The organism is Stenotrophomonas maltophilia group sp. SKK55, from assembly GCF_057179845.1.
The window spans coordinates 51,759-68,759 of sequence record NZ_JBXUHP010000056.1 but is presented as its reverse complement, the minus strand read 5'-3'; the positions used below and the strand labels follow the sequence as shown (position 1 = coordinate 68,759).

General features: G+C 67.0%; 18 protein-coding genes. 10 read left to right on the top strand and 8 right to left on the bottom strand.

All coding sequences use genetic code 11. The features are described 5' to 3' along the window. Positions 1-16 precede the first annotated feature (16 nt). The gene (locus tag AC2A1N_RS17010) at positions 17-694 is read right to left on the bottom strand and encodes a YggS family pyridoxal phosphate-dependent enzyme (protein WP_231352589.1); all 678 of its coding nucleotides are present in this window, start codon (positions 692-694) and stop codon (positions 17-19) included. An 87-nt stretch (positions 695-781) separates the two neighbouring features. On the opposite strand from AC2A1N_RS17010, the gene AC2A1N_RS17005 reads away from it, so the two are divergent. The 3 genes from AC2A1N_RS17005 to AC2A1N_RS16995 all read left to right on the top strand — a co-directional run bounded on the left by AC2A1N_RS17005 (position 782) and on the right by AC2A1N_RS16995 (position 4,166). After that, entirely contained in the window at positions 782-1,819 is a 1,038-nt protein-coding gene (locus tag AC2A1N_RS17005; protein WP_004147099.1) for a type IV pilus twitching motility protein PilT, read from the top strand. 99 nt (positions 1,820-1,918) lie between these two features. Next, on the top strand, positions 1,919-3,061 hold the full coding sequence (locus tag AC2A1N_RS17000; protein WP_308141532.1) for a PilT/PilU family type 4a pilus ATPase: 1,143 nt from the start codon (positions 1,919-1,921) through the stop codon (positions 3,059-3,061). Positions 3,062-3,182: 121 nt separating this feature from the next. Beyond that, entirely contained in the window at positions 3,183-4,166 is a 984-nt protein-coding gene (locus AC2A1N_RS16995) for an aldo/keto reductase (protein ID WP_134968804.1), read from the top strand. Positions 4,167-4,208: 42 nt separating this feature from the next. Here the strand turns inward: AC2A1N_RS16995 and AC2A1N_RS16990 are convergent, their stop codons facing one another. Beyond that, positions 4,209-5,105, bottom strand: coding sequence for a LysR family transcriptional regulator (locus AC2A1N_RS16990; RefSeq protein ID WP_061479779.1), 897 nt, complete (start codon positions 5,103-5,105; stop codon positions 4,209-4,211). Positions 5,106-5,501: 396 nt separating this feature from the next. Between AC2A1N_RS16990 and AC2A1N_RS16985 the strand changes: the two genes are divergently transcribed. The 3 genes from AC2A1N_RS16985 to AC2A1N_RS16975 all read left to right on the top strand — a co-directional run bounded on the left by AC2A1N_RS16985 (position 5,502) and on the right by AC2A1N_RS16975 (position 7,061). Next, positions 5,502-5,714, top strand: coding sequence for a DUF4287 domain-containing protein (locus AC2A1N_RS16985; RefSeq protein ID WP_484372959.1), 213 nt, complete (start codon positions 5,502-5,504; stop codon positions 5,712-5,714). 96 nt (positions 5,715-5,810) lie between these two features. Further along, positions 5,811-6,260, top strand: a complete 450-nt coding sequence (locus AC2A1N_RS16980; protein WP_061479780.1) for a GNAT family N-acetyltransferase — start codon at positions 5,811-5,813, stop codon at positions 6,258-6,260. Between the two features lie 93 nt (positions 6,261-6,353). Further along, on the top strand, positions 6,354-7,061 hold the full coding sequence (locus AC2A1N_RS16975) for a YitT family protein (RefSeq protein ID WP_005415543.1): 708 nt from the start codon (positions 6,354-6,356) through the stop codon (positions 7,059-7,061). Between the two features lie 85 nt (positions 7,062-7,146). On the opposite strand, the gene AC2A1N_RS16970 is transcribed toward AC2A1N_RS16975, so the two are convergent. After that, positions 7,147-7,692: a DNA-3-methyladenine glycosylase I gene (locus tag AC2A1N_RS16970; RefSeq protein ID WP_061479781.1), complete on the bottom strand. Its 546-nt coding sequence runs from the start codon at positions 7,690-7,692 to the stop codon at positions 7,147-7,149. After that, positions 7,689-9,482 (bottom strand): DUF4153 domain-containing protein, encoded by a 1,794-nt coding sequence (locus tag AC2A1N_RS16965; RefSeq protein ID WP_484372956.1) that lies wholly within the window; start codon positions 9,480-9,482, stop codon positions 7,689-7,691. The genes AC2A1N_RS16970 and AC2A1N_RS16965 overlap by 4 nt, the downstream gene beginning before the upstream one ends. Before the next feature lie 91 nt (positions 9,483-9,573). Here AC2A1N_RS16965 and AC2A1N_RS16960 point away from each other — a divergent pair, with 91 nt between their 5' ends. From AC2A1N_RS16960 to AC2A1N_RS16945, 4 genes are all read left to right on the top strand, one after another. After that, a complete protein-coding gene (locus AC2A1N_RS16960; protein WP_058979385.1) occupies positions 9,574-10,140 on the top strand; it encodes a YqgE/AlgH family protein in 567 nt (188 codons plus the stop codon). Further along, entirely contained in the window at positions 10,133-10,627 is a 495-nt protein-coding gene (gene ruvX / locus AC2A1N_RS16955) for a Holliday junction resolvase RuvX (RefSeq protein WP_049410643.1), read from the top strand. The genes AC2A1N_RS16960 and ruvX overlap by 8 nt, the downstream gene beginning before the upstream one ends. Positions 10,628-10,643: 16 nt before the next feature. Beyond that, entirely contained in the window at positions 10,644-11,594 is a 951-nt protein-coding gene (locus AC2A1N_RS16950; protein ID WP_061479783.1) for an aspartate carbamoyltransferase catalytic subunit, read from the top strand. Positions 11,595-11,890: 296 nt separating this feature from the next. After that, positions 11,891-12,382 (top strand): REP-associated tyrosine transposase, encoded by a 492-nt coding sequence (locus AC2A1N_RS16945; RefSeq protein WP_061479784.1) that lies wholly within the window; start codon positions 11,891-11,893, stop codon positions 12,380-12,382. A 120-nt stretch (positions 12,383-12,502) separates the two neighbouring features. Here the strand turns inward: AC2A1N_RS16945 and AC2A1N_RS16940 are convergent, their stop codons facing one another. The 4 genes from AC2A1N_RS16940 to ptsP all read right to left on the bottom strand — a co-directional run bounded on the left by AC2A1N_RS16940 (position 12,503) and on the right by ptsP (position 17,001). Continuing rightward, complete coding sequence (locus tag AC2A1N_RS16940) at positions 12,503-13,300, bottom strand: carboxylesterase family protein (RefSeq protein ID WP_061479785.1); 798 nt, start codon at positions 13,298-13,300, stop codon at positions 12,503-12,505. A 71-nt stretch (positions 13,301-13,371) separates the two neighbouring features. Next, entirely contained in the window at positions 13,372-13,638 is a 267-nt protein-coding gene (locus tag AC2A1N_RS16935; protein ID WP_061479786.1) for a hypothetical protein, read from the bottom strand. 105 nt (positions 13,639-13,743) lie between these two features. Then, positions 13,744-15,105, bottom strand: a complete 1,362-nt coding sequence (gene mgtE / locus AC2A1N_RS16930; protein WP_061479787.1) for a magnesium transporter — start codon at positions 15,103-15,105, stop codon at positions 13,744-13,746. Positions 15,106-15,231: 126 nt separating this feature from the next. Further along, the gene (gene ptsP, locus AC2A1N_RS16925) at positions 15,232-17,001 is read right to left on the bottom strand and encodes a phosphoenolpyruvate--protein phosphotransferase (protein WP_484372952.1); all 1,770 of its coding nucleotides are present in this window, start codon (positions 16,999-17,001) and stop codon (positions 15,232-15,234) included.

Genomic DNA, 17,001 nt, shown 5'->3' with positions numbered 1-17,001 from the left:
ATGTCTCCTTGGAAAATCAGGCCGGGCGCGGGCGCGCGCCGAACAGGGCGGTGCCGATGCGCACCAGGGTGGCGCCCTCGGCGATGGCGTCGGCGTAGTCGCTGCTCATGCCCATCGACAGCGTGTCGACCTGTGCATGCTGGGCGGCCAGCGACTGGAAGAGTGTGCGCATGCGCACGAACGCATCCCGACGGCGCTCCACCTCGGGCCACGGCGCAGGAATCGCCATCAGGCCACGCAGGCGCAGGGTGGGCTCGGCGGCAATCGCCGCGGCTAGTGCGTCCACTTCTTCCGGAGCACAGCCGTGCTTGCTGGATTCATCGTCGATGTTGACCTGGATCAGCACATTCAGCGGGCCGCGTGCGGCCGGGCGATGGCGCGCCAGCGCCGTTACCAGCTTGGGCCGGTCCACGCTCTGCACCCAGTCGAAGTGGGTGGCCACGGCCTCGGCCTTGTTCGACTGCAGGTGGCCGATCAGGTGCCACTCCAGCGCCAGGTGCTGCAACGCCTGCATCTTGGCCAGCGCTTCCTGCACATAGTTCTCGCCGAAGGCCTGCTGGCCCTGTGCGGCCAGCGCGGCCACGGCCTCGGCCGGTTGGGTCTTGGACACGGCCAGCAGGCGCGGATCGGGCCGGCCGGCCGCCTCGGCGGCGGCATGCAGGTTGCTCAGGATCTGGGGCAGGGGAGTGGCCACGTAACGCGTTCCGTTGAATCAGGAGGCTATACTGCCGCCCGGGGAAAGATCCTTCCAGTCGAAGCCGTTATTGGGGAGTAGCCGCTCATGGATATCGCCGAACTGCTGGCGTTTTCCGTAAAGAACAAAGCGTCCGACCTGCACCTGTCTGCAGGCCTGCCGCCGATGATCCGCGTGGACGGCGACGTTCGCCGGATCAACATCCCGGCCCTGGACCACAAGCAGGTCCACGCGCTGGTGTACGACATCATGTCCGACAAGCAGCGCCGCGATTACGAGGAATTCCTCGAAGTGGACTTCTCCTTCGAGATCCCGTCGCTGGCGCGCTTCCGTGTGAACGCGTTCAACCAGAACCGTGGCGCCGGTGCGGTGTTCCGTACCATTCCGTCCGAGGTGCTCACCCTTGAGGACCTGGCCTGCCCGCCGCTGTTCCGCGAGGTGATCCAGCAACCGCAGGGCCTGATCCTGGTGACCGGCCCGACCGGCTCGGGCAAGTCGACCACGCTCGCGGCGATGATCGACTACATCAACAAGAACGAATACGGCCACATCCTCACCGTCGAGGATCCGATCGAATTCGTGCACACCTCGCAGAAGTGCCTGATCAACCAGCGCGAAGTGCACCGTGACACGCATGGCTTCAACGAAGCACTGCGCTCGGCACTGCGTGAGGACCCGGACATCATCCTGGTCGGCGAACTCCGCGACCTGGAAACCATCCGCCTGGCACTGACCGCCGCGGAAACCGGCCACCTGGTGTTCGGCACCCTGCACACCAGTTCGGCGGCCAAGACCATCGACCGTATCATCGACGTGTTCCCGGCCGGCGAAAAGCCGATGGTGCGTTCGATGTTGTCCGAGTCGCTGCGTGCGGTGATCTCGCAGGCACTGCTGAAGAAGGTCGGCGGCGGCCGGACCGCGGCGTGGGAAATCATGGTCGGCACCCCGGCCATCCGCAACCTGATCCGCGAGGACAAGGTGGCGCAGATGTACTCGGCCATCCAGACCGGCCAGCAGTACGGCATGATGACCCTGGACCAGCACCTGCAGGACCTGGTCAAGCGCAGCCTGATCACCCGCAACCAGGCCCGCGAGTACGCCAAGGACAAGCGCCTGTTCGAGTAAGGCGGGACAGCGACGGGCGGCGTGCACCAGTGCGGCGCCGTCCCCGTGCCGTTTCCTCCACCGATCGTTTCCTGGTACATGCCCTCTTGGGAGCCCGCCGTGAACAGCACCGCGACCACCATCGATTTCACTTCGTTCCTCAAGCTGATGGCGCACCAGCGCGCCTCGGACCTGTTCATCACGGCCGGCATGCCACCGGCGATGAAGGTCAACGGCAAGATCTCGCCGATCACCCAGACCCCACTGACGCCGCAGCAGAGCCGCGACCTGGTCCTCAACGTGATGACCCCGGCGCAGCGCGAGGAATTCGAGAAGACCCACGAATGCAACTTCGCCATCGGCCTGTCCGGTGTCGGCCGTTTCCGCGTGAGCTGCTTCTACCAGCGCAACCAGGTCGGCATGGTGCTGCGTCGCATCGAGACGCGCATTCCGACCGTGGAAGAGCTGAGCCTGCCGCCGATCATCAAGACGCTGGCGATGACCAAGCGCGGCATCATCCTGTTCGTCGGTGCCACCGGTACCGGTAAATCGACTTCGCTGGCGGCGATGATCGGTTACCGCAACCAGAACTCAACCGGCCACATCATCACCATCGAAGACCCGATCGAATTCGTGCACAAGCACGAGGGCTGCATCATCACCCAGCGCGAAGTCGGCATCGATACCGACAGCTGGGAAGCGGCGCTGAAGAACACCCTGCGCCAGGCGCCGGACGTGATCATGATCGGCGAGGTGCGTACCCGCGAAGGCATGGACCACGCCATCGCGTTCGCCGAAACCGGCCACCTGGTGCTGGCCACGCTGCATGCCAACAATGCCAACCAGGCGATGGACCGCATCGTCAACTTCTTCCCGGAAGACCGCCGCAACCAGCTGTTGATGGACCTGTCGCTGAACCTCAAGGGCGTGGTCGCGCAGCAGCTGGTACCGTCTCCCGATGGCCGCTCGCGCAAGGTCGCGATGGAGATCCTGCTGGGCACGCCACTGGTACAGGACTACATCCGCGACGGCGAGATCCACAAGCTGAAGGAAGTGATGAAGGACTCGGTCCAGCTGGGCATGAAGACCTTCGACCAGAGCCTGTTCGAGCTGTACCAGGCCGGCGAGATCAGCTACGAGGACGCGCTGCGTTACGCCGATTCGCAGAACGAGGTGCGCCTGCGCATCAAGCTCAGCCAGGGCGGCGACGCGCGCACCCTGTCGCAGGGGCTGGATGGGGTGGAGATCTCCGAAATCCGCTGACCTGACCGGCAACGGTCATGACCGGATTGATGAATTCCAGTCATGACCGACTGCGGTCCAGCCGGCTCAATCCATCGCCACCGCAGGCGTATCGTCAGCATTCCCCCTCTGGAGTACGACGATGCAGACACGTGAACTCGGCCGCAGCGGCCTGAAGGTTTCCGCCCTGGGCCTGGGTTGCATGGGCCTGACCCATGCCTACGGCCAGCCGGTCGAACCGAGCCAGGGCATTGCCCTGCTGCACGCCGCCGTCGAGCGCGGCGTGACCTTCTTCGACACCGCCGAGGTGTACGGCCCGTACACCAACGAAGACCTGCTCGGCCAGGCCTTGGCCCCCTACCGCGACAGGCTGGTGATCGCCACCAAGTTTGGCTTCAAGGATGCGCGCACCGATGCCGGCCTGGACAGCCGCCCGGAGAACATCCGTGCCGTGGCCGAAGCCAGCCTCAAGCGCCTGCGTACCGACCATATCGATCTGTTCTACCAGCACCGCGTCGACCCGAACGTGCCGATCGAGGATGTGGCCGGTACCGTGCGCGACCTGATCGCCGAGGGCAAGGTCGGCCACTTCGGCCTGTCCGAGGCGAGCGCTGCCACCGTGCGTCGCGCGCATGCGGTGCAGCCGGTCACCGCCGTGCAGAGCGAGTACTCGCTGTGGTGGCGCGAACCGGAGCGTGAGCTGCTGCCGACGCTGCAGGAGCTGGGCATCGGCTTCGTGCCGTTCAGCCCGCTGGGCCGCGGCTTCCTGACCGGTGCGATCAACGCCGATACCACCTTCGACGCCAACGACTTCCGTAACAGCGTGCCGCGTTTCGAAGTGGAGGCGCGCCGCGCCAATCAGGCGCTGGTGGATCGCATCAGCACGATTGCGGCAGCGCGCGGTGCGACGCCTGCGCAGGTCGCACTGGCCTGGCTGCTCGCGCAGGCATCGTGGATCGTGCCGATTCCGGGCACCACCAAGGTTCATCGCCTGGAAGAAAACCTGGGCGCGGCCGACCTGCAGCTGGCGCCGGAAGAACTGCAACGCATCGCGCAGGCGCTGGACGAAGTGTCGATCGTTGGCGAGCGCTACAACGCGCAGCGTGCGGCACAGGCCAAGGGCTGACCAGCCGGTGAGTGCGGACAGTGGGTCCGCACTCCTTGACCCTCACCCCATCGGCCCGCGCAGCGCATCAAGCACCGTCCGCATCGCCACGGTCACGTGGCGGCGCGAAGGGTAGTACGCGTAGTAGCCATCGAAGTGCGGGCACCAGTCGTCCAGCACTGATTGCAGCCGGCCATCGTCCAGCATCGGCTGCACCTGGTCTTCCGGCAGCCAGGCCAATCCGCTGCCTGCCAGCGCAGCGGTGCGGGTCATGCCCATGGTGTTGAACGTCCACTGGCCGCTCACGCGCACGCTCAGTTCATTGCCGTCCTGGCCGAAATCCCACGGCATCAGCCCACCATGCGTGGGCAGCCGCAGGGTCACGCAGTTGTGCCCGGCCAGGTCGTCTGGATGCCGCGGCACCACGTGCTGGCGGAAGTAGCTGGGCGCCCCGACCACGCGCATGCGCAGCGGCGGGCTGATCGGTACGGCGATCATGTCGCGCGCCAGCCGCTCACCCAGGCGGATGCCGATGTCGTAGCGCTCGGCCACGATGTCGGCCAACCCGTAGTCGGCCGCCAGTTCCACCTTCAAATCCGGATACTGCTGCAGCAGCGGCGCCAGCCTGGGCCAGGCGATGTACTCGGCGGCGTGGCCGGTGGCATTGATACGGATGGTGCCGGCCGGGCGTTCACGGTACTCGGCCAGCGCGGCCAGCCCGTCCTCGATCTCGGCCAGGCGCGGGGCCAGGGTATCGAGCAGGCGGGCACCGGCTTCGGTGGTCGAGACGCTGCGGGTGGTGCGGGTCAGCAGGCGCACGCCCAGGCGCTGCTCCAGTCCGCGCATGGCATGGCTGAGCGCGGACTGGGACACGCCCAGCTGGGCGGCAGCCTTGGTGAAGCTGCCCTCGCGGGCAACGTGGACGAAGGCCTGCAGGTCGTTGAGATTTTCGCGGGGCATGCGGGAATGATACGGCCGGGCTGCGCCCGGCACCTGCTTCAAGCCAAGGCAACGTCAACGTCAAATGCGTGCATTCCGTGGGATGGCGGGGTGGGTCCGGTTGAGGGGGACGCCGTCCGTGTGGCTCGGTCGCGCTTGCTCGTGTGCGCTGTCCTGCGCACACGGCAAGACCGGGGTTGGGCGTCCTGCCCAACCCGCCCGAGGCATGCCTCGGGCCCATGGCGCTCACGCCCCGCAACCTGAGCCACCCCGCCTTCGACAGTTTCCCGCGAGCTGTTGGAACGGCATTCTGCCTTGGTGGGTGCCGACCGTTGGTCGGCACCGGGTCAAACGTGTGGGTATGTCGATTTCAGGGTCTGTGGTTCGTCGAATGAATGACTTCAACGGGAGCTGCACATGAGCACTGACACCAAGCCGAAAGGCCCGGCCTCGTACTTCCCCTCCATCGAGAAGACCTACGGGCAGCGGGTGACGCACTGGTTCGGGCTGCTGGCGGGGAAGAAGGGCCTGAAACACATGGAACTGGTCAGCTTCCTGAAAAGTGAGCATGGGCTGGGCCATGGCCATGCCAACGCGCTGGTGGCGCATCACCTGGCCGGCAAGGGTTGAGCAGGCAACCCTGCGCTGAACGGTTGTCGGCAGCATCGTCCCAAGGGATGCAGGGGGCGGGCAGACTGGGCGTCCATCCCCAGGCAGGACGCTCGCATGCAGGTCACGCTGGAAGCGATCACTCCCGACAACTACGAGGCGGTGTGCGATCTCGAGGTCAGCGAGGCGCAGCAGGGTTTCGTGGCCAGCAATACCTGGTCGCTGGTGCAGGCGGCATTCCATCCCGGCTACCAGACCCGCGCCATCCGTGCCGATGGCGAGTGGGTCGGGTTCTTCATGTGGGTGCCGGAGACGCCGCAGCGGATGTCGATCTGGCGCTTCATGGTCGATCAACGCTGGCAGGGCCGTGGCATCGGTCGACGTGCGCTGGAACTGGCGCTGGCGCAGATCCGGGCCACGCCCGGGCTGGCCGAGATCGAGATCTGCTACAACCCGCGCAATCCGGTGGCCGGCGCCTTCTATGGCAGCTTCGGATTCGTCGAGACCGGGATGGACGACGATGGCGAGGACATGCTGGCCGTGCTGCCCGTCGCAGTCCCGGAATAACCTGAATGGGCGAGGGTGGCTGAACGATTTCATCTGCAACTGTCATGCAGATCGTGTCTAATACCGCTCCCCACCCGCTGTTCCCCCACCCGCATGTCCCTTCCCTCCCATGGCCCCGCGCCGTGCGACGACGCTGACGGCCACCTGGTCACCGCCGGTCCGCTGACCCCGCCGCCCGACAGTGCCGGCACCACCGCCGACGACAAAGCGCTGCGTCACTCGATCGCCGAGGACGTGCAGGGCATGGTGCTGGCCACGATGGTGGCCTCGCTGGGCCTGGCCATCTTCGCCAAGGGCGGGCTGATGATCGGCGGCATGGCGGGCATGGCGTTCCTGCTGCACTACGCGATGGGCTGGAACTTCGGCCTGGTGTTCGTGCTGGTCAACCTGCCGTTCTACTGGGTGGCGCTGCGGCGCATGGGCTGGGAATTCACCCTGAAGACCTTCGCTGCGGTCACCGCCTGTGGCGTGCTGACCGACCTGCTGCCGCGCTGGATCGACTTCTCGCACATCAACCCGCTTTACTCGGCGATCGTCGGCGGTGCGTTGTCCGGCCTGGGCATCCTGTTCTTCATCCGCCACCGTGCAAGCCTTGGTGGCATCGGCATCCTGGCGGTGTACCTGCAGCGCACCCGTGGCTGGAGCGCGGGCAAGGTGCAGATGTCCTACGACGCCTGCCTGATGGTGGCCGCGTTCTTCGTGTTGTCGCCATCGAAGGTGCTGTACTCGGCCATCGGCGCGGTGGTGCTCAGCCTGGTGCTGATGTTCAACCACCGCCCCGGCCGCTACATGGGCGTGTGATCGCGCTCTCCGCGTTCGCCGGGCATGGCCCGGCGCTACTACGTGGCGGTTCCGGTAGCGCCGGGCCATGCCCGGCGGATATCCATCAGCGGGCGGCGGCCTTCAACCACGGCGGTGACAGCATCAGCAGCCGCGAATGCACCGGGCAATCCTCGGCGTGCGCACCGGGCAGGTAGCCCAGGCTCATCAGGAATTCGCCGGTGATCTCGCCGCCGGTGAAGCGGAACGTCTTCTTGAACAGCTTCACCCAGTCGGCCTTGCTGCGCGGGTGGTGCGCATCCAGCCACGCCGCGAAGCTGCCATGGCTGGCCCGCAGCTGCTGGATCACCTGCGCGTTGTGGATCGCCGCCAGCACCTTCAGCCGGTTGCGGATGATGCCCGCGTCCGACAGCAGGCGCTCGATGTCCTGCTCGGCATACGCCGCCACGCGGTCGACATCGAAGCCGTCGTAGGCCGCGCGGAAGCCCTCGCGCTTCTTCAGGATCGTTTCCCAGCTCAGGCCGGCCTGGTTGATTTCCAGCACCAGTCGCTCGAACAGCTCGCGCTCGTCACGCTGCGGGAAGCCGTACTCGTTGGCGTGGTAATAGTCGTGCACCGGATGGCCCGGGGCGATGAGGCAGTAGCCGCTCATGGGGAAGGCTCGTTGGAATCGGGTTCGGATTCGGGATCGATGGCCACCGCAGGGTGCCCGCCGATGGACAGCATCGGCCAGCGCGGTGGAATGAGCGTGAGTCTGCCGTCACGCAGGGCCTGGTTGATCGTCTCGGCCTGGCCGCTGACGGTGCCGAACAGCGCACCGGCCCGGCGCCACTGCGAATCCTTGCCACGTGCGTACAGTACGCAGTCCGGTCCACGGTGGGTGTTCAGCTCGCACAGCAGCACCTCGCCGGTACCATCGCCGTCCAGGTCGCGATGCACGATCAGGCAGTCGCGCTCGCTCTGGGCGCAGGATTCGCCATTGATCGATCGGGTGGCCAGAGCTTTCCACCAGTCGTCCGGTGGCGAACTGGATCCCTTGGCCAGCTTCAGCGCGCGCTGAAGCGCGGCGACGTCCTGCGGCCCCTTGTCGAGGCGATGGCCGTCGTCCCAGCGTGAGGTGCGTGCCAGTGCTGCAGCGATCACCTGTGGCGCGTTGGCATCAGCGGTGATGGCCGGATCGCGCTGCAGTTCGCGCAGCGCCTGCACGCCACGGCGCCCCAGATCGAAGCGCAGCACGTTGACGTCGCTGCTGGTGATCGCCGGCGGGTCCGCGCGCAGCCGCTCCAGTTGGCTGGACAGGGTCAGCCGCACCGGGTCCAGCAGGGGCGAGTTGCCCAGCAGGGCCAGTGCCAGCACCGCCCAGCACATCCAGCGGTTGACCGGCTCCAGCATCTGCAGCCAGCGGCGCTGCCGGCGCAGCACCGCCAGCGCGTAGCCCACGGCATAGCCGGCCGTGGCCAATGCGACGAGTACCGCCCAGAAGCGATCCAGGGTCCAGCCGTACTGCGCCACGCGCAGGCCCAATGCATACAGTGCCAGCGCGGCGTAAACCGGCAGTGTCAGCAGGCTGGCTTCGACCAGCCTGCGCAGCACCAGAGGGTAGGAGACACTGTCTTCCCCCTGCTGGTAGACCGCATTGGTGAACGTCACCAGCAGCAGCGACACCACCACCAGCAGGCTGGCGGCCGAACGGGTCTTCCACAGCGGTTCCAGCCCGGTAAGCGGCAGGCTCAGCACGAACAATACGGCGATGAACGACAGCAGCGGCAGCAGCCCGCGGCAGATCGCGAACAGCACCTGGCGGGTGATCTGGATCGCACGGTGCTGGGTGCGCCCGATCAGCACGCCGAACCCGGCCAGGCTGCCGGTGGCCAGTGCGATGAAAGCGTCCTGCCGGAACAGGTCGCGGAAGACATTCACGTCCAGCAGCTGGAACAGCGCTGCCCACAGCCACAGCAGCAGCCAGGTCAGCCCGGTGAACAGCGCCGCCAAAGCGAGGGTCAAACCGTTCTGCCAGGCGCGCTCGAACAACTCGGGGTAGCTGGCGCGCCAGTGCCCATGCTGCAGCTGGAACTGCCACCAGGGCAGGGCCACGAACACCGCCACGCCCATGCCCAGGGTCAACGGAAACTGCAGCGCGCCCGATTCCAGTGCGGTTTCGCCATTGAGGTTCCAGCCGATCCAGCCGGCCAGCGCCAGCACCACCGTCGAGCCAAGCACGGCCTGCAGCCACAGGCGGCGCTGGCCCAGCTCGACCAGGCTCAGCGCCACTGCGCTGGGAATGGCCAGCACCCAGGCGTACCAGCAATAGCGCCAGCCGATATCGCGGAAGGGCCAGGCATCGGACAGCTCCTGCGCGGCGTACAGCATCAGGCCCTGCAGCAGGGCGATCAGGACGATGGCGCTGCGTGCCGGCAGGGTCAGGGGCGATGAAGATGGCATCAATGACCTTCCGTGGCAAAGCACCATCCTAGCCCATCGCGGTTCGGCGCCATCGCGCGACCATCCCGCCCCCAGCAGGTAGAATGGGCCCATGCCTGTAATGCCGACCTCCCTTGCCGATCACCTGCTCGTCGCGCTGCCGTCGCTGCTCGACGCGACCTTTGCCCGCAGCGTCGCGCTTATCTGCCAGCACGACGAGAACGGGGCGATGGGCGTACTGGTCAACCAGCCTTCCGAATACACGCTGGGTGAAGTGCTTGCGCAGATGGACATCACCACCGGTGATGGCGAGCTGCAGGCGCGCATGGTGCTCAATGGCGGTCCGGTGCATCCCGAACGCGGCTTCGTCATCCACGACGACGCGCGCGCGTGGGATTCCAGCCTGACCGTGGGCGACGGCCTGTACCTGACCACCTCGCGCGACATCCTCGAAGCGATGGCGCGTGGCGAAGGCCCGGCCAATGCGGTGGTCACCCTCGGCTGTGCCGGTTGGGGCGCAGGGCAGCTGGAAAGCGAGCTGTCCGAGAACAGCTGGCTGACCGTGCCGGCCGATGCCGAGCTGGTGTTCCAGCTGCCGCTGGAGCAGCGCTGGCAGGGGGCGGCTTCGCGCATCGGCGTGGACCTGTTCCGGCTGACCGACTACAGCGGCCATGTCTGAGCCCATCACGCCCGCCCCGGTTCCTGCTGCGCCGGCGATTCGCCGTGACGGCACCGTTCTGGGTTTTGATGTCGGCTCGCGGCGGATCGGCGTGGCCATCGGCAGTGCCTTCGCCGCGCATGCGCGCGCGGTGGCGGTGGTCGATGTGCACGGCAACGGCCCGGACTGGACCGCGATTGAACGCCTGCTCAAGGAATGGAAGCCCGACGGCCTGGTGGTCGGCGACCCGCTGACCCTGGACGGCCAGGACCAGCCCAACCGCAAGCGTGCGCAGGGCTTTGCCCGCCAGCTGCGGGAACGCTTCAAGCTGCCGGTGGTGATGATCGACGAGCGTTCCAGCTCGGTCGAGGCCGCACGCCGCTTCGCCGTCGAGCGCGCCGAAGGGCGCAAGCGCCGCCGTGATGCGGCCGCTCTCGACGCCGTTGCCGCAGCGGTGATCATCGACCGCTGGCTGTCGTCCCCCGACGACGCCACCCCCATTCCCTGACTGCACGACTCCCGCCATGACTGCCCAGCAAATCGATGCCTCCGGACGCCTGCGCCACCTGCTGACCCTGGAGGGCCTGCCGCGCGAAACCCTGCTGCAGTTGCTCGATCGGGCAGGGCAGATCCGCGACGCCGCGGTCGGCCGTGTCGGCAACAAGCGCCACGTGCTGGCTGGTTCGGCGGTGTGCACGCTGTTCTTCGAGCCGTCCACGCGCACCCGCAGCTCGTTCCAGCTGGCCGCGCAGCGCCTCGGGGCCGATGTGCTGAACTTCGATGCCTCGACCTCGTCCACGCGCAAGGGCGAAACCGCCTGCGACACGCTGCGCAACCTGGAAGCGATGGGCGTGCGCGGCTTCGTGGTGCGACACCCCGATGACGGCGCCGTGGCCGCGCTGGCCGACGCCGCGGGCGAGGGCACCGCGCTGATCAATGCCGGCGACGGCCGCAGCGCGCACCCGACCCAGGGTCTGCTCGACATGCTGACCCTGCGCCAGGCCAAGGGCCCGGATTTCTCGAAGCTGAAGGTGGTGATCGTCGGCGACGTGAAGCATTCGCGCGTGGCGCGCACCGACCTGCATGCGCTGCGCACGCTGGGCGTGGGCGAGATCCGCGTGTGCGGCCCGCAGTCGCTGCTGCCGGACGACGAGACCCTGAAGGGCTGCGTGGTCGGCGATGATTTCGACGCGATGCTGGAAGGCGTCGACGCGCTGATGATGCTGCGCCTGCAGCGCGAGCGCATGGAAGAAGGCCTGGTGCCGTCGCTGGAGCAGTACCACGCGCAGTACGGCCTGACCCGCGCGCGCCTGGCGCGTGCCGGCAAGGACGCTGCGGTACTGCACCCGGGTCCGATCAACCGCGGCGTGGAAGTGACCGACGACGTGGCCGATGGCCCGCAATCGTGGGTGCTGCGCCAGGTCGCCAACGGGGTCGCCGTGCGCATGGCCGTGCTGGAAACCTTGCTGGGCTGACCACTTTGGTGGGTGCCGACCGTTGGTCGGCACGGCTGATCTGTCCTCATCCGACCCGGTGGGTACCGACCGTTGGTCGGCACGGCTGATCTGTCCTTATCCGACCCGGTGGGTGCGGACCGTTGGTCGGCACGGCTGATCTGTTCTCAGCCGATCCGGTGGGTGCCGACCGTTGGTCGGCACTGAACCATCAGTGCGGTGAAGTGCGGGCCTGGCCATTGAATGGTTTCGGGCCTACCTGTACTGACGTGGTTGCCCGATAGAAGAGGGATACCGGCAGGCGCACGCTTGGGCCCATGAACCGCGCACGCCTACGCCTTGGCCGCCATTCCCGGATCGGGCAATCCTACATCCTGACCACCGTCACCCAGGAACGTCGACGCTACTTCGATGATGCCACTGCGGCACAGGAGGTGATGGATGTGTTCCGTCGCATTGATGATGATGGCCTGACGCACTCACTTGCCTATGTGGTCATGCCGGACCACATCCATTGGCTTGTGGAGATCCGTGCGTTCTCGCTGGACTACATCATGCAACGCTTCAAATCGAGCAGTGCATTGCGGATCAACCGCACGCTGGGCAAGACAGGACCATTTTGGCAATCGAGCTATCACGATCACGCCATTCGTTCTGAAGAATCACTGTTTCGCCATGCGATGTACATCGTCGCCAACCCGGTCAGGGCGAACTTGGCGAGCTGCGTGGCAGAGTATCCGTATGCCTGGTGCCGATGGGAGATCGATGGGAGGTACCAAGCAATGGATTACCCCGAAGCGGAGAGATAGTGCCGACCAACGGTCGGCACCCACCAATACCCGAGCCGACCAACGGTCGGCACCCACCAATACCCAAGCCGATCAACGGTTGGCATCCACCCACAGGTGTTTCCCAGCAGAAGCCATGGCTCAGCGCTTCTGCGCGAACAGCCATGCCCACATTGCCGGGTCGGCGTAGGTGGCGTCCCAGGCATTGTGGTTGCCTTCGGGGTATTCGGTGTAGCGCACGTCACGCGCGTTGGCGTTCTGGAATGCGGCGTGCAACCGGCGGTCGTCATCCGGCGGCACCACGTCATCCAGCGCACCATGGAAGATCCAGATCGGTGTGTGCCGAAGCCGCTTGGCGATCGCGGCATACGGATCGGATTCCTGGGCCACCTGTTCGACGAACAGGGTCGGACGCACCGCACGCGGCGCCAGCACTGCGCCGCATACCGGCACGATCGCGGCGAAGCGCCCGGGTTGATCCAGCGCGATGTTCCAGCTGCCATAGCCGCCCATCGACATCCCGGTCAGGTACTGCCGCGAGGGATCGGCACCGAACTCGGCGATGGTGGCGTCCAGGGCGGCCAGCGCAACGCGGTTGTTGCGCCCGCTCCATTCCTGGCGGCCCGGCACCTGCGGGAATACGGCCAACGCGGGGAAGTCGGCCGCGTGCCTGCGCAGGTGCGGCCCCAGCCCGGCATGGGTCTGCTTGACGCCGTCGCCGCCACGCTCGCCGGATCCATGCAGGAACAGCACCACCGGCAGCGCGCCAGGCGTGCGCGCCGCGGTTGCCGGAATGAACACCTGGTAATAGGCGGTACGGCCATCCACTTTCACCGCACGCGATTCGAAGCGGCCACGTGCGCTGTCCGGGTGCGAGGCGCAGCCGGCCATCATCAGGATCGCCAGCATCGGCAGCCAGCGCATCATCGTACGGACCATCGACGTTCCCGGAGCGGTGGGTTCAGTCGCATCCTAGTCCGCCGCAGGTCAACGCGGCATCATGCGCCGCATCACTGCGGGCGTGGGAAGCTGGCGATGATGTCCAGCTGTTCCTGGGCTTCGGCATTGCCGCTGGCGGCGGCGGCCTGCACCTGCGCCATGTCCGGGTGCAGCACCACCAGCAACGGGTTTTCGCAGACCGGGCAGTCGTACTCGGTGGCGTCCTCGTCCAGCTCCATCTCCATGGCACGCGAGCTGCCCTTCCATTCGCAAGCTGGGCAGGTGTGCTGCTGGTCGCGCCAGCCGGGCTGGAAATAGTTTTCGATCGTGGTGGCCATGAGGGTCCAGTTGGAATCGGGTCAGAGCCCCGCGCTGCGGGGATCCGACCCTGGGTCTTGGTGTGGGTCGGAGCTCCGCGTTGCGGGGATCCGGCCCGGCAGGGATCAGTGCAGCAGCACCAGCGTGGCCAGGCCGAGGAAGGTGAAGAAGCCCATCGAGTCGGTCACGGCAGTCAGGAAGATGCCACTGGCCAGCGCCGGGTCGAAGCCGAAGCGTTTCAGGGTCAGCGGCACCAGCACGCCGGCCAGTGCCGCGAACAGCAGATTGCAGGTCAGCGCGATGGCGATCACCGCCGACAGTCCGGGCGAGTGGAACCAGAGCAGCACGATCAGCCCCAGTATCGAGCCGAGCAGCAGGCCGTTGAGCGCGGCCACCCGCACTTCCTTCCACAGCAGCGTGCGCGCGTTGGAGGCGCCCACCTGGCCCAACGCCAGGCCACGCACCATCAGCGCCAGCACCTGGGTGCCGGCATTGCCGCCCAGCCCGGCCACGATCGGCATCAGCACCGCCAGCGCCACCAGCTTGTCGATCGTGCCCTCGAAGTGGCCGACCACGCTGGAGGCCAGGAAGGCCGTGCACAGGTTGATCGACAGCCACATCAGGCGGCGGCGCATGGCGCGCCAGACCGGGCTGAACAGGTCCTCGTCCTCGTCCAGGCCGGCGGCGCCCAGCGCCTGGTGCTCGGCCTGGCCGCGGATGATGTCGACCACGTCATCGATGGTGATGCGGCCAACGAGGATGTTGTTCTCGTCCACTACCGGTGCGGAGATCCAGTCATGGTCGGAGAACTGCCGTGCCACTTCCTGGTCGCTCTCGCCGACGTCGATGGCCGGCTGCTCGTCGTCGATCAGGCGGTTGATCGGGGTGGTGTCCTCGTGGGTCACCAGTGCCGCCAGCGACACCCGGCCGAGATATTGGTGCCGCCGGCTGACCACGAACAGGTGGTCGGTGTGGTCCGGCAATTCGCCGCGCAGGCGCAGGTAGCGCAGCACGACGTCGACGTTGACGTCGGCGCGCACGGTCACCACGTCCGGGTTCATCAGGCGGCCGGCGCTGTCCTCGGGATAGGACAGCACCTGTTCCAGCCGCTCGCGGTTCTCGCGGTCCATCGACTTGAGGACTTCATCGATGACCGTATCCGGCAGGTCTTCGACCAGGTCGGCCAGATCGTCGATGTCCAGGTCTTCGACCGCGGCGATGATCTCGTCCGGGTCCATGTCCGCGAGCAGGCTTTCGCGCACGTCCTCGCCGACGTGGACCAGCACCTCGCCGTCGTCTTCAGGATCGACCAGGCCCCACACCACCTCGCGCTTGCCCGGCGGCAGCGATTCAAGCAGGTTGCCGATCTCGGCCGGGGCCAGGGTGTTGACCAGGCGACGTACCGGGCCCAGCCGGCCGCTGTCCAGTGCATCGGACAGCATCCGCAGTTGGCGCGCAGTCTTGTCGTGGCGTACAGCTTCAGCCATCGCAGCTCCCGCGGGATAAGAAAAGCCGCGATCCCGGCAAGGATGCGGCAACAGGGGTGTTCAGCGCGTCATTATCGCAAGGCGATGTTTCAGCGCATAGCCGCCGGATGGCACCACCCTAGGCGCTCAGGCCGTTTCCGCCACCAGCGCCAGCCAGCGTTCGATGGCGCGGCGGTCGCGCGCGGCCAGCAGCTTCGGCGCGCGCGCGCGCAGCACGGACAGGTCGGCTTCGCGTATCGCACGGCGTACCTCCAGCAACGTACCGGGGTGCAGGCTGAACTCGCTCAGGCCCAGCGCCAGCAGCAGCGGGGTCATCCGGGCATCACCGGCCATCTCGCCGCAGACCGCCACCGGGACGCGGTGGCGCGCGCCGGTCTCGATCACCATCTGCAGCAGCCGCAGCACGGCCGGGTGCAGCGGTGAATACAACTCGCCCAGCGCCTCGTTGTTGCGGTCGGCAGCCAGCAGGTACTGCACCAGATCGTTGGTGCCGATCGACAGGAAATCGACCAGGTCGATGAAGCTCTCCAGCGCCAGCGCAGCGGCGGGGACTTCGATCATCGCGCCCAGCGGTACATGGTCGGACACCATGTGGCCTTCGTCGCGCAGCTGTTCGGTCAGTTTGAGCATGCGCCGGCGCACGGCCAGCAGCTCCTCGCGGGTGCTGACCATTGGCACCAGCACGCGCAGCTTGCCGTACGCAGACGCGCGCAGGATCGCGCGCAGCTGGGTGTCGGCCACCTTCGGCCGTGCCAGCGACAGGCGCACCCCGCGCAGGCCGAGTGCAGGGTTCTCTTCGTTGCTCAGGGTCAGGCCGGTACGGTCGGCCTTGTCCGCGCCCAGGTCCAGCGTGCGTATGGTGACCGGCCGCCCGCTCATGCCCAGCGCGGCATCGCGGTAGGTCTGGAACTGCTCTTCTTCGTCCGGCAGCTCATTGCGCTGCAGGAACAGGAATTCGGTGCGGTACAGGCCGAGCCCCTGTGCGCCCAGTGCATGCGCCTGGGTCACGTCTTCCAGCGATTCGGCATTGGCCAGCAGGGCAATGTCGACCTGGTCGCGGGTACGACTGGGCTTGCTGCGCAGGCGGCCGAGCTCGCGCTGCTCGCGCGCGTGCTCCTTCAGCCGGACGCGGTAGTCCCGCAGGTTGTCGGCCTGCGGGTTGACGGTGATGCTGCCGTCGGCGCCATCGATGATCAGCACATCGCCATCGGCGATGCGGCTGAGCAGCTGCGGCACGTTGACGATCAGGGGCAGGTGCAGGCTGCGCGCCAGGATCGCGCTGTGCGACAGCGCGCTGCCGGCGGCAGTGACGATGCCGACCACGCCCTGTGCCTGCAGCTGCGCCAGCTCGGAGGGGGCGATGTTGTCGCAGACCAGGATCTCGCCGGCCAGGCCTTTCACCGCCGACGGCCGTTCGGGTTGCAGGAAGGCGTGGATGCGCCCGATCACATGGTCGAGATCGTCCATGCGGCTCTTCAGATAGGCATCGTCCATGCCATCGAAGACCTTGGCCAGGCGGTCGCGCTGCAGGCGCAAGGCATAGCCGGCGCTGTACGGGCCGCTGCGGATCAGCTCGTCCAGGCCGTGCAGCAGCTCGGGGTCGTCCAGCAGCAGCGCGTGCAGGTCGAGGAACTCGCCCACTTCCTGGTTCAGGGCGCCATGCAGGCGCTGGCGCAGCTCGTGCATTTCCGTACGCGCGGCATCCAGCGCCCGGTGCAGGCGCGCCAGTTCGGCCTCGACCTGGTGGGCGGCCACGCGCTGCTCGGCCACCTCCAGCGCATGCGGCAGCCGCACGCGTGCCCGGCCCATCGCCGTTCCGCGCGCGGCGCCGTGGCCGGCCAGCAGCTGTACCGGCCGTTGGCCGGAAAGGACCTGGCTGGCGCGTGCGCGCGGCAC

What these genes read in the sequence shown, in the direction of transcription:
- AC2A1N_RS17005 (WP_004147099.1), top strand. Translation starts at nt 782, where the DNA reads ATGGATATCGCCGAACTGCTGGCGTTTTCCGTAAAGAACAAAGCGTCC.
- AC2A1N_RS16995 (WP_134968804.1), top strand. Translation starts at nt 3,183, where the DNA reads ATGCAGACACGTGAACTCGGCCGCAGCGGCCTGAAGGTTTCCGCCCTG.
- AC2A1N_RS16990 (WP_061479779.1), bottom strand. Translation starts at nt 5,105, where the DNA reads ATGCCCCGCGAAAATCTCAACGACCTGCAGGCCTTCGTCCACGTTGCC.
- AC2A1N_RS16985 (WP_484372959.1), top strand. Translation starts at nt 5,502, where the DNA reads ATGAGCACTGACACCAAGCCGAAAGGCCCGGCCTCGTACTTCCCCTCC.
- AC2A1N_RS16980 (WP_061479780.1), top strand. Translation starts at nt 5,811, where the DNA reads ATGCAGGTCACGCTGGAAGCGATCACTCCCGACAACTACGAGGCGGTG.
- AC2A1N_RS16975 (WP_005415543.1), top strand. Translation starts at nt 6,354, where the DNA reads ATGTCCCTTCCCTCCCATGGCCCCGCGCCGTGCGACGACGCTGACGGC.
- AC2A1N_RS16970 (WP_061479781.1), bottom strand. Translation starts at nt 7,692, where the DNA reads ATGAGCGGCTACTGCCTCATCGCCCCGGGCCATCCGGTGCACGACTAT.
- AC2A1N_RS16965 (WP_484372956.1), bottom strand. Translation starts at nt 9,482, where the DNA reads ATGCCATCTTCATCGCCCCTGACCCTGCCGGCACGCAGCGCCATCGTC.
- AC2A1N_RS16960 (WP_058979385.1), top strand. Translation starts at nt 9,574, where the DNA reads ATGCCTGTAATGCCGACCTCCCTTGCCGATCACCTGCTCGTCGCGCTG.
- ruvX (WP_049410643.1), top strand. Translation starts at nt 10,133, where the DNA reads ATGTCTGAGCCCATCACGCCCGCCCCGGTTCCTGCTGCGCCGGCGATT.
- AC2A1N_RS16950 (WP_061479783.1), top strand. Translation starts at nt 10,644, where the DNA reads ATGACTGCCCAGCAAATCGATGCCTCCGGACGCCTGCGCCACCTGCTG.
- AC2A1N_RS16945 (WP_061479784.1), top strand. Translation starts at nt 11,891, where the DNA reads ATGAACCGCGCACGCCTACGCCTTGGCCGCCATTCCCGGATCGGGCAA.
- AC2A1N_RS16940 (WP_061479785.1), bottom strand. Translation starts at nt 13,300, where the DNA reads ATGGTCCGTACGATGATGCGCTGGCTGCCGATGCTGGCGATCCTGATG.
- AC2A1N_RS16935 (WP_061479786.1), bottom strand. Translation starts at nt 13,638, where the DNA reads ATGGCCACCACGATCGAAAACTATTTCCAGCCCGGCTGGCGCGACCAG.
- mgtE (WP_061479787.1), bottom strand. Translation starts at nt 15,105, where the DNA reads ATGGCTGAAGCTGTACGCCACGACAAGACTGCGCGCCAACTGCGGATG.